This is a genomic window from Dyella jejuensis, from assembly GCF_044904675.1.
In the GTDB taxonomy this organism is placed as follows: domain Bacteria; phylum Pseudomonadota; class Gammaproteobacteria; order Xanthomonadales; family Rhodanobacteraceae; genus Dyella_B; species Dyella_B jejuensis.
In genome coordinates, this window is sequence record NZ_JADIKJ010000027.1 from 878 (window position 1) to 17,318 (window position 16,441).

The window sequence follows — 16,441 nt, forward strand, 5'->3', positions numbered from 1 at the left end:
GTATGCCTTGAATTCGCCACCAAAGCGCTCTGCGCCGATCTTCGTCAGCGCCGCCGTCAGCGTCGTCTTCCCGTGGTCCACGTGGCCGATCGTGCCCACGTTCACGTGCGGCTTCGTCCGTTCGAATTTACCCTTTGCCATGGCCTAAACCTCTTTAAAAAAATTTGTTTATAAACTAATTGCAAGTGCGGCCATGGAGGGCCGCTCGTTGACTTCGCGATCAAAAGTAACCACAAAACGACGGACTTATCAGGCCTTCTTCATAACCTGTTCGGCAATGTTGTTTGGCGCTGGTTCGTAGTGATCGAATTCCATCGTGAACGTGGCCCGGCCCTGCGACTGCGAGCGGAGCGCGGTCGCATAACCGAACATTTCGCCAAGCGGGATCATCGCATTGATGGTCTTACCCGACGGCGTGTCGTCAGAACCCTGAAGCACGCCGCGACGACGACTTACATCGCCCATCACGTCGCCGAGGTAGTCCTCCGGGGTCACGATCTCGACCTTCATGATGGGCTCGAGCAGGATGGGGCGCGACTGCTTCGCACCTTCCTGGAACAGCTCGCGGAACGCGCCATGGGCGGCGATCTTGAAAGCCATTTCGGAGGAGTCGACATCGTGATACGAACCGAATACCAGCTTCGCTTTTACACCCACCACCGGGAAGCCAGCCAGCTGACCACTGGTGATGGATTCGCGCAGCCCTTTTTCGACCGAAGGAATATATTCCTTGGGGACCACGCCGCCCGTGATTTCGTTGACAAACAGAAAATCGTCTTTGACGTCGGGATTTTTGCGATCCTCGTCGGTCATCGCCGAGAACTCGATCACCACGTGACCGTACTGCCCCTTGCCGCCGGATTGCTTGGCATGCTTGAAGTCAGCCTTATAGGAACCCTGGATCGTTTCGCGATAAGCCACTTGAGGCTTGCCAACGTTAGCCTCGACATTGAACTCCCGGCGCATGCGATCCACCAGGATATCCAGGTGAAGCTCGCCCATGCCCGAGATAATGGTCTGGCCGGATTCTTCATCCGTCCGCACGCGAAATGACGGGTCTTCCGCGGCCAGGCGACCAAGAGCGATACCCATCTTTTCCTGGTCGGATTTGGTTTTCGGTTCCACCGCCATCGAAATCACCGGCTCCGGGAACGTCATGCGCTCCAGGGTGATGACGTGATCCTGCGAACACAGCGTGTCGCCAGTGGTGACATCCTTCAAACCAACCGCTGCGGCAATGTCACCTGCGCGAACTTCCTTGATTTCCTGGCGCTCATTGGCATGCATCTGCAAGATGCGACCAATGCGCTCCTTTCTGGATTTGATCGGATTGTATACGGCGTCACCGGAATTCAACGTGCCCGAATAGACACGGAAGAAGGTCAGCGATCCAACGAACGGGTCCGTCATGATCTTGAACGCAAGCGACGAAAAGGGCGCGCCGTCATCCGCAGTACGGGTCGCCTCTTTCTCGTTTTCGTCGATGCCTTTGACCGGAGGACGGTCGGCCGGGGACGGCAGCAATTGAATCACCGCGTCAAGCATGGCCTGCACGCCTTTGTTCTTGAAGGCGGTGCCACAAAAAACCGGAATCAGCACATTGGATAATGTGCCGGCACGAAGACCCGCGACGATTTCCTCCTCGGAAAGATCGCCTTCTTCGAGATATTTGTTCATCAATTGCTCGGACGTTTCCGCAGCCGATTCCACCATGAAGTTGCGCGCCTTCTCGGCAGCATCCTTCAGATTGGCCGGGATGTCCTGGTACTCGAACTTCATGCCCTGGGATTCCATGTCCCAGAAGATTGCCTTCATCTTGATCAGGTCGACCACGCCCTCGAAGTTATCTTCAGCGCCAATCGGCACCTGCATCGGCACCGGATGCGCACCCAGGCGTGACTTCAGCTGCTCAACGACTTTGCTGAAGTTTGCGCCGGTACGATCCATCTTGTTGACGAACGCGAGGCGCGGCACGCTGTACTTGTTGGCCTGCCGCCATACCGTTTCGGATTGCGGCTGCACTCCACCTACCGCGCAAAGCACGAACACGGCACCATCCAGTACGCGCAACGAACGCTCCACCTCGATGGTGAAGTCCACGTGCCCTGGAGTATCGATGATATTGAAGCGATGCTCGGGCAAGGAACGGTCCATGCCCTTCCAAAAAGCCGTCGTTGCCGCCGACGTGATGGTGATACCGCGCTCCTGCTCCTGCTCCATCCAGTCCATCGTTGCGGCACCGTCGTGCACCTCGCCAATCTTATGACTGACGCCGGTGTAGAACAGGATGCGCTCCGTGGTCGTGGTCTTGCCGGCATCGATGTGGGCCATGATGCCGAAGTTGCGGTAGCGCTCGATGGGAGTGGTGCGTGCCACGGTACTAACCTCGATCCGTACGGTACTGCTTACCAGCGATAGTGCGAGAAGGCCTTGTTGGCTTCCGCCATGCGGTGCGTCTCTTCGCGCTTCTTGATGGCGCCGCCACGGTTTTCGGAGGCTTCCAGCAGCTCGGCAGCCAGCTTGCGCGGCATGGACGTCTCGCCACGCTTGCGTGCAGCTTCGATCGCCCAGCGCATGGCCAGCGCCATGCGGCGGCCCGGACGCACTTCGACCGGCACCTGATAGGTGGCGCCACCGACGCGACGGGACTTCACCTCGACTGCCGGAGCAATATTGCCGAGCGCCTTCTCGACGAGCTGCACCGGCTCGGCGTTCTTTTCGCCGAGATGATCCAGCGCGCCATAGACGATGGCTTCGGCAACGGACTTCTTGCCGCTCTTCATCACCATGTTGATGAAACGGGCGATGAGCTGGCTGCCGTGCTTGGGATCGGGCAAAACCAGACGAGCGGGATGGGAACCTTTACGCGACATAGTTAATTCCTAAGGATCAGGATTTCGGGCGCTTGGCGCCGTACTTCGAACGAGCCTGGCGGCGTTTGGTCACGCCAGCGCAGTCGAGGCTGCCGCGCACGGTGTGGTAACGCACACCCGGCAGATCCTTTACACGGCCACCGCGAATGAGCACCACCGAGTGCTCCTGCAGGTTGTGACCTTCGCCACCGATGTAGCTGATGACCTCGTAACCATTGGTCAGGCGCACCTTGGCAACCTTACGCAGGGCCGAGTTCGGCTTTTTCGGGGTGGTGGTATAAACGCGCGTGCAGACACCGCGGCGTTGCGGGCTGCTTTGCAGGGCCGGCGAAGCGCTCTTGTAGCTCTTCGGGCTGCGGGATTTGCGCACCAGCTGATTGACTGTCGTCATGCGAAGCTATTCCTGGGAAACATAAAGGCAGACCGAATAAACCGGCCTGCCAAGAAGCGGGAATTTAACATGGGCGCCTTACCTCAGGCAAGAAAACACCAAGTAAGAGCGAGCCCGCCATCCTTGACTCGAACACGAGGCGCATTCCGTGCGCCTCTTTTCGTATGTCGGTGAGTAAGACCGCTTGGCGGCTTACTCGACACCTGCATCAGTGCCCGCCGGCGCTTCCACGAAGGAAGCCTGGGAGGTGGAACCGGAAAGCGTTTCCAGCTCCGAGGCGGTCAGACCGCCCTGGCGATGGCGCTGAGCATGATACGCCAGACCCGTACCAGCCGGAATCAGACGGCCGACAATAACATTTTCCTTCAGACCCCGCAAGGTATCGCGCGTACCACGCACCGCCGCCTCGGTAAGGACGCGAGTGGTTTCCTGGAACGATGCCGCCGAGATGAACGACTCGGTGGCCAACGACGCCTTGGTGATGCCGAGCAACACGGACTGGAACTCCGCCGGACGTTCGTTGCGAACCGACGCACGATCATTCTCGGCATTGATGCGCACGCGCTCGACCTGCTCACCGCGCAGATAGTGGCTCTCGCCCGGCTCGGTGATCTCGACCTTGCGCAGCATCTGGCGAATGATCGTTTCGATGTGCTTGTCGTTGATCTTCACACCCTGAAGGCGATAAACGTCCTGGATTTCCTTGACCAGGTAGGCTGCCAGCGGCTCGACACCCAGCAGGCGCAGGATGTCATGCGGATTCGGCTCGCCGTCCACTACGGTTTCGCCCTTCTCCACGTGCTCGCCTTCGAACACGATGACCTGGCGCCATTTCGGAATCAGCTCTTCGTGCTCGTTGCCGTCCACGTCCTTGATGATCAGGCGCTGCTTGCCCTTGGTGTCCTTGCCGAAGCTGATGATGCCCGAACGCTCGGCGAGAATCGCCGGCTCCTTCGGCTTGCGCGCTTCGAACAAGTCGGCCACGCGCGGCAGACCACCGGTAATGTCGCGGGTTTTGGAAGTTTCCTGCGGGATACGGGCGACGACGTCACCCACACCTACTTCGGCGCCGTTCTGGATCGACACGATCGCGCCGGCCGGCAAGAAGTACTGGGCAGCGATATCGGTACCCGGCAGCTTGAGCTCGCGACCCTTGCTGTCTTCCAGGCGCACGATCGGGCGCAGGTCCTTGGCCGCGGTACCGCGACGCTTCGGATCGGTCACCACCGCCGACTCCAGGCCGGTGAGTTCGTCGGTCTGGCTCTGCACGGTGACGCCATCGAGGAAGTCGATGAAGCGCACAGTACCGGCCACTTCCGACACGATCGGGTGGGTATGCGGATCCCAATTGGCAACCGTCTGACCCGCCTTTACCGGAGCGCCATCCTTGACGGAAATGGTCGCACCGTAAGGCACCTTGTAGCGCTCGCGCTCGCGACCGTTGGCATCGATCACCGATACTTCGCCCGAACGGGACACGGCCACCAGGTGTCCCTGGTTGTGCTGCACGGTCTTTAGATTGTTGAACTTCAGTGTGCCGGTGGTCTTCACCGAGACGTTGTCGACCGCCGCCGCACGCGATGCCGCACCACCGATGTGGAACGTGCGCATGGTCAGCTGGGTACCCGGTTCACCGATCGACTGCGCAGCGACCACGCCGACAGCCTCACCCATATTGACCAGGTGACCGCGAGCCAGGTCGCGGCCATAGCACAGCGCGCAAACACCGTGGCTGGCCTGGCAACTGATGGAGGAGCGCACCTGGATCGACTGCACACCGGCCTTGTCGAGCTTTTCGACCAGCGCTTCGTCCAGCAGCGTGTTGCGGGTGACGATCGGCTCATCGCTTTCGCCCGGACCGTAGACATCTTCGGCCACTACGCGACCGAGCACGCGCTCGCGCAATGGCTCGACCACGTCGCCGCCTTCAACGATCGGCTGCATGGTGAGTCCATTCTCGGTACCGCAATCGGTTTCGGTAATGACCACGTCCTGCGCCACGTCCACGAGGCGGCGGGTGAGGTAGCCCGAGTTCGCGGTCTTCAGCGCGGTATCCGCCAAACCCTTACGAGCACCGTGCGTCGAGTTGAAGTACTGCAATACGTTCAAGCCTTCGCGGAAGTTGGCCTTGATCGGGGTTTCGATGATCGAGCCATCCGGACGCGCCATCAAGCCACGCATGCCCGCCAGCTGACGAATCTGCGCGACCGAACCACGCGCGCCGGAGTCAGCCATGATGTACAGCGAATTCATCGACTTCTGGTTGACCGTCTTGCCCTCGGTATCGGTCACCTTGTCGGTACCGATACCGTCGATCATTGCCTTTGCAACGAGCTCGTTGGTGCGCGACCAGATGTCGACCACCTTGTTGTAGCGTTCGCCAGCGGTGACCAGACCCGACTGATACTGCTCCTGGATCTCGACCACTTCCTTTTCGGCTTCTTCCAGGATCGGCTTTTTCTCAACCGGGATGATCATGTCATCGATACCGATCGAGATACCCGCACGTGTCGCGAACCGGAAGCCGGTATACATCAAGTGATCGGCGAAGACCACGGTGTCTTTCAGGCCGAGACGACGATAGCTCTGGTTGATCAGGCGCGAGATGGCCTTCTTCGACAACTCGGTATTGGCGAGTTCGAACGGCAGGCCTTCCGGCATGATCTCTGCGAGCAGGGCACGACCCACGGTGGTGTCGACCAGCGAGATACTGCTGGTGCGCTCGCCATTGTCATGCACGTGCACCTGCTTCAGGCGCACCTTGACCTTGGCGTGCAATTCGACCACGCGGTTGTCATAGGCGCGGCGAACTTCGGCAATGCTCGAAAACACCATGCCGGTGCCCTTCGCATTCACCAATTCGCGCGTCATGTAGTACAGGCCCAGCACCACGTCCTGCGTCGGCACGATGATCGGCTCGCCGTTGGCGGGCGAGAGGATGTTGTTGGACGACATCATCAGCGCGCGCGCTTCCAACTGTGCCTCGATCGACAGCGGCACGTGCACCGCCATCTGGTCACCGTCGAAGTCCGCGTTGAATGCGGTACAGACCAGCGGGTGCAACTGGATGGCCTTGCCTTCGATCAGCTTCGGCTCGAACGCCTGGATGCCGAGACGGTGCAACGTCGGTGCACGGTTGAGCAGCACCGGATGTTCGCGGATCACCTCTTCGAGGATATCCCACACCTGGCCCTCTTCGCGCTCGACCAATTTCTTGGCGGCCTTGATCGTGGTGGCTTCCCCACGGTTCTGCAGCTTGGCGAAGATGAAGGGCTTGAACAGTTCCAGCGCCATTTTCTTCGGCAGGCCGCACTGGTGCAGGCGCAGCGTCGGACCTACCACGATCACCGAACGACCGGAGTAGTCCACGCGCTTGCCGAGCAGGTTCTGGCGGAAGCGACCCTGCTTGCCCTTGATCATGTCGGCGAGCGACTTCAGCGCACGCTTATTGGTGCCGGTGATGGCACGGCCGCGACGACCGTTGTCCATCAGCGCATCGACCGATTCCTGCAGCATGCGCTTTTCGTTGCGCACGATGATGTCGGGCGCATTGAGTTCGAGCAGACGCTTCAGGCGATTGTTGCGGTTGATGACGCGGCGATACAGATCATTCAGATCGGACGTCGCAAAGCGGCCACCATCGAGCGGCACCAGCGGACGCAGATCCGGCGGCAGCACGGGCAGCACGGTCATGACCATCCATTCCGGACGGTTACCCGATTCCAGGAACGCTTCGATCAGCTTCACGCGCTTGGTGAGGCGCTTGAGTTTGGTTTCGGAGTTGGTGGAAGCGATCTCTTCCTTCAGGCGAATCACTTCACCCGGCAGATCGAGCGACTTCAGCAACTCGAACACGGCCTCGGCACCCATGCGGGCGTCGAACTCATCACCGTGTTCTTCCACGGCTTCCAGATATTGGTCTTCGCTGAGCAGCTGGCCGCGCTCGAGCGCGGTCAAGCCTGGATCGATCACCACGAAGGCTTCGAAATACAGGATGCGCTCGATATCGCGCAGAGTCATGTCCAGCATCAGGCCGATGCGCGACGGCAGCGACTTGAGGAACCAGATATGTGCAACCGGGCTGGCCAACTCGATGTGGCCCATGCGCTCGCGACGCACCTTGGCCAGGGTGACCTCGGTGCCGCACTTTTCGCAAACCACGCCGCGATGCTTCATGCGCTTGTACTTGCCGCACAGGCACTCGTAATCCTTAACCGGTCCGAAGATGGCGGCGCAGAACAGGCCGTCACGCTCCGGCTTGAAGGTACGGTAGTTGATCGTTTCCGGCTTCTTCACTTCGCCGTAAGACCACGAACGGATCAGTTCCGGCGACGCCAGTGCGATCTTGATCGAATCGAACTCGGGCGTCGTGCGCTGCTGATTGAACAGATTGAGCAAATCTTTCATTGCATAAGCTCCCAGGTTCCCGCGCGAACCTCTGAGTTGGCGATATTCCGACCCCCTTGGATCAAGGGGGCAAAGCCCTTGCGCAGCAAGGGCCGTGGGTTGTGGAGGCATGCACGCTGCATATTTGCAGCGCGCAGCTCAATGCTGGCCTCGAACCTCACTTTATTTCTTCCAGGTCGATGTCGATGCACAGCGAACGGATTTCCTTCACGAGCACGTTGAAGGATTCGGGCATGCCCGCCGCCATCTCGTGGTTGCCATCGACGATGTTCTTGTACATCTGGTTACGGCCCTGCACGTCGTCGGATTTCACCGTCAACATTTCCTGCAAGGTGTACGCCGCGCCGTAAGCTTCCAGTGCCCACACTTCCATTTCGCCGAAACGCTGGCCGCCGAACTGCGCCTTGCCGCCCAGCGGCTGCTGGGTGACGAGCGAGTACGGACCGGTCGAACGCGCGTGCATCTTGTCGTCGACCAAGTGGTTGAGTTTCAGGTAATGCATGTAGCCGACGGTGACCGGACGATCGAACGCCTCGCCGGTGCGTCCGTCGTAGAGCGTGGTCTGGCCCGATTCGGGCAGCTCCGCCAGCCTCAACATTGCCTTGATCTCTTGCTCTTCGGCACCGTCGAACACCGGCGTAGCCATCGGCACGCCTTCCTGCAGATTGTTCGCCAGCGTGAAGATCTCCTCGTCGGTGAGGGACTTCAGGTCGACATGCTGCACGGCACCGGCAACGTGATGGTTATAGATCTGGTCGAGGAACTCGCGGATCTGCGCCACCTTTGCCTGCGCTTCGAGCATCTTCTGGATCTTCTTGCCCAGGCCCTTGGCGGCCCAGCCCAGATGCACTTCCAGAATCTGGCCAATGTTCATACGCGAGGGCACGCCCAGCGGGTTCAGGCAGATATCGATCGAGGTGCCGTCAGCCATGTACGGCATGTCTTCCACCGGCACAACGTTGGAGACGACACCCTTGTTACCGTGGCGACCGGCCATCTTGTCGCCCGGCTGGATGCGGCGCTTGACGGCCAGGAACACCTTGACCATCTTCAGCACGCCCGGAGCAAGGTCGTCACCCTGGGTGATCTTGCTCTGCTTTTCCTTGAAGCGCTTGTCGAACTCTTCCTTATGGCGCTTGACCTGATCGGACGCGCGCTCCAGGAACTCGGTGACTTCCTCATCCTTGACGTTGATCTTGAACCACTCGTCCTTCTTCAAGCCATCGAGGTAGGCGTCGGTGATTTCCACGCCGCGCTTCAGTCCGGCTGGGCCGCTGTTGGCAACCTTGCCGACGAGCTGTGCACGCATACGGTTGTAGATCGCGCCTTCGAGGATGCGGAACTGGTCATCGAAGTCCTTGCGGATTCGCTTGATTTCCATTTCCTCGATCTGGCGGGCGCGCTTGTCCTTCTCGATGCCGTCGCGGGTAAAGACCTGCACGTCGATGACGGTACCGTCCATGCCGGGCGGCACGCGCAGCGAGCTGTCCTTCACGTCGGACGCCTTCTCGCCGAAGATCGCGCGCAGCAATTTCTCTTCCGGCGTGAGCTGGCTTTCGCCCTTCGGCGTGACCTTGCCGACCATGATGTCGCCGGCCTTCACTTCCGCGCCGATGTACACAATGCCGGATTCGTCCAGGCGCGCCAACGCCTGCTCGCCCACGTTCGGGATATCGGCGGTGATCTCTTCCGCGCCCAGCTTGGTGTCACGCGCAATGCACGACAGCTCCTCGATGTGGATCGAGGTATAGCGGTCTTCCTGCACCACGCGCTCGGAGAGCAGGATCGAGTCTTCGAAGTTGTAGCCGTTCCACGGCATGAACGCGATCAGCATGTTCTGGCCGAGCGCAAGCTCGCCCAGGTCGGTCGACGAACCGTCGGCCAGCGTGTCGCCCTTGGCCACAATGTCACCCACGTTCACCAGCGGACGCTGGTTGAGGTTGGTGTTCTGGTTGGAACGGGTGTACTTGGTCAGCGTGTAGATATCGACGCCGGCGTCGTTGTCGCCGACCTCTTCTTCGTTCACGCGCACCACGATACGGCCGGCGTCGACCTGGTCGATCACACCGCCGCGCTTGGCGGTCGTGATGACGCCCGAGTCACGCGCCACGGCGCGCTCGATGCCGGTACCCACCAGCGGGGTCTGCGAACGCAGCGTCGGCACAGCCTGGCGCTGCATGTTCGCGCCCATCAGTGCGCGGTTGGCGTCGTCATGCTCCAGGAACGGCACGAGCGCCGCCGCCACCGACACGGTCTGCATGGGCGAGACGTCCATGTAGTTGATCTCTGACGACGGGCGCAGTTCGGATTCACCGCGGAAACGGCAGGACACGAAATCCTCGACGAAGCCGCCATCCTTGCTGAGCGGCGAGTTCGCCTGCGCGATCACGTGGTCGCCTTCTTCGATCGCCGACAGGTAATCCACCTGATTGGTGACCTTGCCGTTCACGACCTTGCGGTACGGCGTTTCAAGGAAGCCGTACTGGTTGGTGCGCGCGTATACGGCGAGCGAGTTGATCAGGCCGATGTTCGGACCTTCCGGCGTCTCGATGGTGCAGACGCGGCCGTAATGGGTCGGATGCACGTCGCGCACTTCGAAGCCGGCGCGCTCGCGCGTCAGGCCGCCCGGCCCAAGCGCCGACACGCGGCGCTTGTGCGTGACTTCCGAAAGCGGGTTGTTCTGGTCCATGAACTGCGAGAGCTGTGACGAGCCGAAGAATTCCTTCACCGCCGCCGCAACCGGCTTGGCGTTGATCAGATCTTGCGGAGTCAGGCCATCCGCCTCGGCCAGCGACAGGCGCTCGCGCACGGCGCGCTCCACGCGCACCAGGCCGATGCGGAAGGTGTTCTCTGCCATTTCACCGACCGAGCGCACGCGACGATTGCCAAGGTGATCGATGTCGTCCACGGTGCCGTGGCCGTTCTTGATATCGATCAACACCTTCAACACGTCGAGGATGTCGGAGGTCTCGCCCTGCGAAGCCACCAGATTCTGCGACTCTTCTTCTTTGCGTTCGCCGAAGTACTTGTAATCGTACAGAACGCCCGGACCGAGGATTTCCTTGCGGCCGACGCGGCGATTGAACTTCATGCGGCCTACGCCCGACAGATCGTAGCGGTCGAAGGTGAAGAACAGATTGAAGAAAAGATTCTGCGCCGCTTCCTTGGTCGGCGGCTCGCCGGGGCGCATCATGCGATAGATTTCAACCAGCGCCTCGAGCTGCGTCTTGGTGTTGTCGATGCGCAACGTATGCGAGATGTACGCGCCGCGATCCAAGTCGTTCACGTACAGCGTCGGCAGCGTCTCGATGCCGGCCTTGCGGAAGTTTTCCAGCTGTTCGGCCGTGATCTCGTCGTTCGCCGAAGCCAGCAGTTCGCCGGTCTTGGCGTCGACGACATCGATGGCCAGGATGCGGCCCACCGGATAATCGTCCGGCACTTCCAGTGCCGTGATGTTCTCCGCGGCAAGCTGGCGCACATGACGCGCAGTGATGCGCTTGCCGGCTTCCACCAGCACTTTGTCACCGATCATCAGGTCAAACGTCAGCGTTTCACCGCGCAGGCGCTCGGCAACCAGCTCCAGCGTGGTGCCACCCTTCTTGCCCAGGTGGAAAACGTTGTGCTCGAAGAAAATGCCCAGCATTTCTTCGTTGTTGTAGCCCAGTGCGCGCAGCAAGACCGTTACCGGGAGCTTGCGGCGGCGGTCGATACGGGTGAACAGCGCGTCCTTCGGATCGAACTCGAAGTCGAGCCAGGAGCCGCGGTAGGGAATGACGCGCGCGGAGAACAGCAGCTTGCCCGAGCTGTGCGTCTTGCCGCGGTCGTGATCGAAGAACACGCCCGGCGAACGGTGGAGCTGCGACACGATCACGCGCTCGGTACCGTTGATGATGAAGGTACCGGTGTCGGTCATGAGCGGAATTTCGCCCATGTAGACCTCTTGCTCCTTCACATACTTCACGGCCTTCTTCGAGGCCGGGCTGTCCTTGTCGTAGATCACCAGGCGCACGGTCACGCGCAGCGGCGCGCCGAAGGTCATGCCGCGGTTGCGGCATTCGCGCTCGTCGAAAGGCGGCTCGCCAAGACGGTAATCGACGTATTCGAGGGCAGCATTGCCCGAATAGCTCACGATCGGGAACACGGACTTCAAGGCGGCGTGCAGACCTTTGTCTTCGCGCTGCTTGGGAGCAACGTACTCCTGCAGGAATTCACGGTAGGAATCGGTCTGGATAGTCAGCAGGTTGGGTACGCCCAGTACGGGCGGACGCTTGCCGAAATCTTTGCGGATGCGCTTCTTCTCGGTAAACGAGTAGGTCATGGTCGGTGACGCCTCGGTTCGCTGTGGCGCCGGTGGTGCACACACCGGCTAAATTGGGAAAGCTTTGGATCTGGGGGATCGTGATTAGAGTCTTTGCTCACAAAACTCTATTCGCGATGCCCGACATCCAGAGCGGCCGTGCCTGTTGTGTCTAAAAAGGGCTCCTGCCCTCTTTGGACTCGCCCGGTCAAGACCAGGCTCCGATGAACCAAGCGCAAGCGCTTGGTTCACGGCGGGCCATCCATGGCCCGCGAGTCGCTCCGTACAAACTTTGCCGGAACTAACTTGCTGAAGCGGGCAAAGCCCGGGAGCTTACGCCCCCAGGCTTGCGTGACGCTGGATCAAACTGACGGCGCGCAAGAGCGCCAATTACTTCAGTTCGACCTTGGCGCCGGCCGCTTCGAGGTCCTTCTTGAACTTCTCGGCGTCTTCCTTCGAAGCCTGCTCCTTCACGACGCCACCGGCTTCGGTAAGGTCCTTGGCTTCCTTCAGGCCCAGGCCGGTGATCGCGCGGACAGCCTTGATCACGTCGACCTTCTTCTCGCCGGCATTGATTAGGATGACGTCGAACTCGGTCTGAGCTTCGGCAACCGGGCCTGCAGCGGCCGGGCCAGCGGCCACGGCAACCGGAGCGGCGGCGGACACGCCAAACTTCTCTTCGATGGCCTTCACCAAGTCCATCACTTCCATGAGCGACTTCGCGGCAACGGCTTCAACGATCTGTTCGTTGGTAAGGGACATTTTGATTTACCTCTGGAAATGGATTCAGTTGGATCGCGTCGAACTTAGGCAGACGCAGCTTCAGCCGGGGCTTCTTCGCCGCCACCCTGCTTGTCGGCCACGGCCTTGACGGCACGCGCGAACATCGCTGCGGGTTCAGCCAGCACGCGGGCCAGCATGGCGAGGGCCTGTTCGCGGGTCGGCAGCGCGGCCAGCACGTCAACGTGCGCAGCCGGCAGCAACTTGCCTTCCACTGAAACGACCTTGGCCTTCAGCTTATCGTTGCCCTTGGCAAATTCCTTGATCAGACGACCGGCAGCGCCGGGTTCTTCCGTCGAGAATGCGTACAGCAGCGGTCCGACCAGGGCGTCCTTGACGACCTCGAATTCGGTACCAACCACGGCGCGCGAAGCGAGCGTGTTCTTGACAACTTTCAAGTACACGCCGGATTCGCGAGCTTTCTTGCGCATCGCGGTCATTTGTTCGACCGTGGTGCCCGCATACTCGGCAGCGACCAAGGAGTGAGCCTTCGCGGCAATTTCTGCCAGTTCGGCGACTACTTCTTGCTTCTGAGAGAGATTCAGAGCCATATCACTCCTCCACATTAAATCCGCTTACGGCTCCTGCCGCCGGCGGTCCTGGGCGATGCCATCCGTGACATCGGGGACTTGAAGGTCCCGGGTGGTGGCCATTCCAGAAGAAACGATTCCAGAAGGGGCAGCACCATCTGCGCAGGCCGGATTCACGAAGAGCCCGATTAAGCGAACCCGCTGGCAACGACGGCGATTCCTTGCCACTACGAGCTCCATGCTCGTCGTCGTTACGCGCTGATCGCGCCTGCGGTCTTTGACGGCGGCTCCGGCATTGCCGGGCCTACCCTCAAAAACTGCCTGCGCAAGGCCGATCTGCCCGCGCAGGACTTGAACTTGTTTTACTTGGCCGACGTCGCCGACAGGGTCGACGTATCGACCGGCACACCCACGCCCATCGTGCTGGACAGCGCGATCTTCTGCAGGTACTGCCCCTTGGACGTGGCCGGCTTGGCTTTAAGCAGGTCGGCAACCAGTGCATTCAGGTTGTCGGCAAGCTGGGTTGCCTCGAAGCTGGCCTTGCCGATGGTGGCGTGGATGATGCCCGCCTTGTCGTTACGGAACTTCACCTGGCCGGCCTTGGCATTCTTGACGGCCGTGACGACATCGGCGGTGACCGAGCCGTCCTTCGGGTTCGGCATCAGGCCGCGCGGACCGAGCAACTGGCCGAGCTTACCGACTACGCGCATGGCATCGGGGGTGGCAATCACGCGACCGAAGTCGAGATCGCCGGCCTGCATGCGCTCGGCCAGGTCGTCCATGCCGACGGCGTCGGCACCTGCCGCCTTGGCGGCTTCGGCTTTCTCACCGGCCGGGCAGAACACGGCGACCTTGATGGTCTTGCCGGTGCCATGAGGCAGCAGCGAGGATCCGCGCACACCCTGATCGGACTTCTTGGCATCGATGCCCAGGCGCACCGCCACGTCCACCGATTCGGCAAACTTGGCTTTAGCGTTGTCCCGCACAATCTTCAGGGCCTCTTCCAGGCCATAGACCTTACCCGGCAGCACTGTCGCCTGGGCGGCCTTCATACGCTTCGTGAGCTTTGCCATGTCTTAACCCTCCACTACCAGGCCCATGCTGCGCGCGCTACCGGCAATGGTGCGCACCGCGGCATCCAGATCAGCAGCCGTGAGATCCGGCTCTTTTTGCTTCGCAACGTCTTCGAGCTGCTTGCGGGTGATCTTGCCGACCTTGTCGGTGTTCGGCTTGGCCGAACCCTTGGCGACGCCGGTGACTTTCTTGATCAGCACGGTGGCGGGCGGGGTCTTGGTAATGAAGGTGAAGCTACGGTCCGAATACGCGGTGATGATCACCGGGATGGGCATGCCCGGCTCCATCTTCTGCGTGGCGGCATTGAATGCCTTGCAGAATTCCATGATATTCAGGCCACGCTGGCCGAGGGCGGGACCCACGGGCGGCGACGGGTTGGCCTGACCGGCCTTGACCTGCAGCTTGATGTAACCGACAACTTTCTTTGCCATTGGAGTTTCCTCGCGAGTTCAAGCGCCTTGCGGCTCCTCGCTATGCACATTCCCTGGTGGGAGGGGATCCCGCTATCCTGCGGATTCCAGAAATACGGACACGCCGAGTCAAAAGACTTCGGCGTGAACCGTGCAGTTTAGAGATGAAACGAGCTTTAAGCAAGCCCCGTGCCTACTCTCTTCTCCAGCCAAGGAGAGTGGCATACCCGAACTTTATCCAGGCCGGCACGCAAGATCGGACGAAGCCGCTCCGTCCAGAAACGGGCGAGCGCTATCGCTCCGCCCAAAACCTGACTAGATCAAGCCTTTTCCACCTGGCCGAATTCGAGCTCCACCGGTGTGGAGCGACCAAAGATCAGCACCGCCACCCGCAGGCGACTCTTTTCGTAGTTGACTTCCTCGACCACGCCATTGAAGTCATTGAACGGGCCGTCGGTAACGCGAACCATCTCGCCAGGCTCGAACAGCACCTTGGGCTTGGGCTTTTCGACACCCTCGCGCACCCGACTGAGGATGGTATCCGCCTCACTGTCACGAATCGGCAACGGACGATCGGCAGTACCTCCGATGAAGCCCATTACCTTGGGCGTTTCCTTGACCAGGTGCCAGCATTCGTCATCGATACGTGGCGCCTTGCCCTCGGTATCGGTCTCGATTTGCACCAGCACATATCCAGGGAAGAACTTGCGCTCGCTGCGGCGCTTCTGGCCGCTGCGCATTTCGACCACTTCTTCGGTGGGCACCAGCACTTCACCGAACTTCTCTTCCATACCAGCCCGTGCGATGCGCTCGACCAGCGAACGCTTCACCTGGTTTTCGAAGCCGGAATAGGCATGAACGACGTACCAGCGCTTGCTCATTGTACGCTCCTCACGAACCCAGCTTGAGCAGCCAGTCGAGCACGACCGACTTCAAAATAAGATCAATCAGCCCCAACAGTAGCGAGAGCACGATGACCACGAGAATGATGATACCGGTCGTCTTGATGGTCTCGTCCCGTGTGGGCCAGACCACCTTGCGCATTTCGAACTGCGACTCGGCCAAAAAGTGACGCGCGCGGCGTCCTGGAGCGGTAAACGCGGCAATCGCCAACGCTACCACCAGCGCGGCCAGGATGGTAATCAGCCGCAACGGCGAGGCAGCACCGATATTGCCTAGGTAGGTGTACCCGACGATGCCGGCCGCCAGCACCAAAACGGCCAGCACCAGCTTGCCGATGTCGGCGCCGCTCGTGCCTTTGGACTGCTCAGCCTTGGTATTCATGCGCATCGTGCGGATGCTTGATGCAACCCGCCTTGCGGCCGACTGCGACACACCCGCCATCATTCCTTAAGAAGATGGCACGCCAGGAGGGACTCGAACCCCCAACCTGCGGTTTTGGAGACCGCTGCTCTGCCAATTGAGCTACTGGCGTACTGAAAAAGTTAACGGGACTCGGGACCCCGGACTCGCGACCGGAAAACGAGGAAACTCGCTTTCCAAATCCCGGGCCTCGGAGCCCCGCATCCCGCAATGATATTACTTGACGATCTTGGCGACGACGCCGGCACCCACGGTACGACCGCCTTCGCGGATCGCGAAGCGCAGGCCTTCCGTCATGGCGATCGGGGCAATCAGCTCCACCACCATTTTGATGTTGTCGCCCGGCATCACCATTT

The 16,441-nt window shown here is 60.5% G+C and carries 12 protein-coding genes, 1 tRNA gene and 1 pseudogene (1 of these 14 only partly in view); all 14 read right to left on the reverse strand.

Annotated features, from left to right (window positions below):
• Nucleotides 1-141, reverse strand: a pseudogene (tuf, locus tag ISP15_RS17775) (elongation factor Tu); its annotated part reaches 877 nt to the left of the window's first position; the annotation flags it as partial.
• 108 nt (nt 142-249) lie between these two features.
• A complete protein-coding gene (fusA, locus tag ISP15_RS17780; protein WP_404549274.1) occupies nt 250-2,376 on the reverse strand; it encodes an elongation factor G in 2,127 nt (708 codons plus the stop codon).
• Between the two features lie 29 nt (nt 2,377-2,405).
• Nucleotides 2,406-2,873 (reverse strand): 30S ribosomal protein S7, encoded by a 468-nt coding sequence (rpsG, locus tag ISP15_RS17785; protein WP_404549277.1) that lies wholly within the window; start codon nt 2,871-2,873, stop codon nt 2,406-2,408.
• 16 nt (nt 2,874-2,889) lie between these two features.
• The gene (gene rpsL / locus ISP15_RS17790) at nt 2,890-3,264 is read right to left on the reverse strand and encodes a 30S ribosomal protein S12 (protein ID WP_115479997.1); all 375 of its coding nucleotides are present in this window, start codon (nt 3,262-3,264) and stop codon (nt 2,890-2,892) included.
• A 192-nt stretch (nt 3,265-3,456) separates the two neighbouring features.
• Nucleotides 3,457-7,671, reverse strand: coding sequence for a DNA-directed RNA polymerase subunit beta' (gene rpoC, locus ISP15_RS17795; protein ID WP_404549279.1), 4,215 nt, complete (start codon nt 7,669-7,671; stop codon nt 3,457-3,459).
• A gap of 157 nt (nt 7,672-7,828) precedes the next feature.
• Nucleotides 7,829-11,989: a DNA-directed RNA polymerase subunit beta gene (gene rpoB / locus ISP15_RS17800; protein WP_404549280.1), complete on the reverse strand. Its 4,161-nt coding sequence runs from the start codon at nt 11,987-11,989 to the stop codon at nt 7,829-7,831.
• Nucleotides 11,990-12,358: 369 nt separating this feature from the next.
• Nucleotides 12,359-12,730, reverse strand: coding sequence for a 50S ribosomal protein L7/L12 (gene rplL, locus ISP15_RS17805; RefSeq protein WP_404549282.1), 372 nt, complete (start codon nt 12,728-12,730; stop codon nt 12,359-12,361).
• A 44-nt stretch (nt 12,731-12,774) separates the two neighbouring features.
• Complete coding sequence (gene rplJ / locus ISP15_RS17810; RefSeq protein ID WP_404549285.1) at nt 12,775-13,299, reverse strand: 50S ribosomal protein L10; 525 nt, start codon at nt 13,297-13,299, stop codon at nt 12,775-12,777.
• A gap of 341 nt (nt 13,300-13,640) precedes the next feature.
• Entirely contained in the window at nt 13,641-14,351 is a 711-nt protein-coding gene (rplA, locus tag ISP15_RS17815) for a 50S ribosomal protein L1 (protein WP_404549287.1), read from the reverse strand.
• A 3-nt stretch (nt 14,352-14,354) separates the two neighbouring features.
• Nucleotides 14,355-14,783, reverse strand: coding sequence for a 50S ribosomal protein L11 (gene rplK, locus ISP15_RS17820; protein WP_404549289.1), 429 nt, complete (start codon nt 14,781-14,783; stop codon nt 14,355-14,357).
• A 299-nt stretch (nt 14,784-15,082) separates the two neighbouring features.
• Entirely contained in the window at nt 15,083-15,643 is a 561-nt protein-coding gene (nusG, locus tag ISP15_RS17825; RefSeq protein ID WP_404549290.1) for a transcription termination/antitermination protein NusG, read from the reverse strand.
• A gap of 10 nt (nt 15,644-15,653) precedes the next feature.
• Nucleotides 15,654-16,046: a preprotein translocase subunit SecE gene (gene secE, locus ISP15_RS17830; RefSeq protein WP_404549293.1), complete on the reverse strand. Its 393-nt coding sequence runs from the start codon at nt 16,044-16,046 to the stop codon at nt 15,654-15,656.
• 75 nt (nt 16,047-16,121) lie between these two features.
• Nucleotides 16,122-16,197 (reverse strand) — tRNA-Trp (locus tag ISP15_RS17835).
• Between the two features lie 104 nt (nt 16,198-16,301).
• A partial coding sequence (locus ISP15_RS17840) for an EF-Tu C-terminal domain-related protein (protein WP_449757812.1) occupies nt 16,302-16,441 on the reverse strand: 140 nt, incomplete at its 5' end.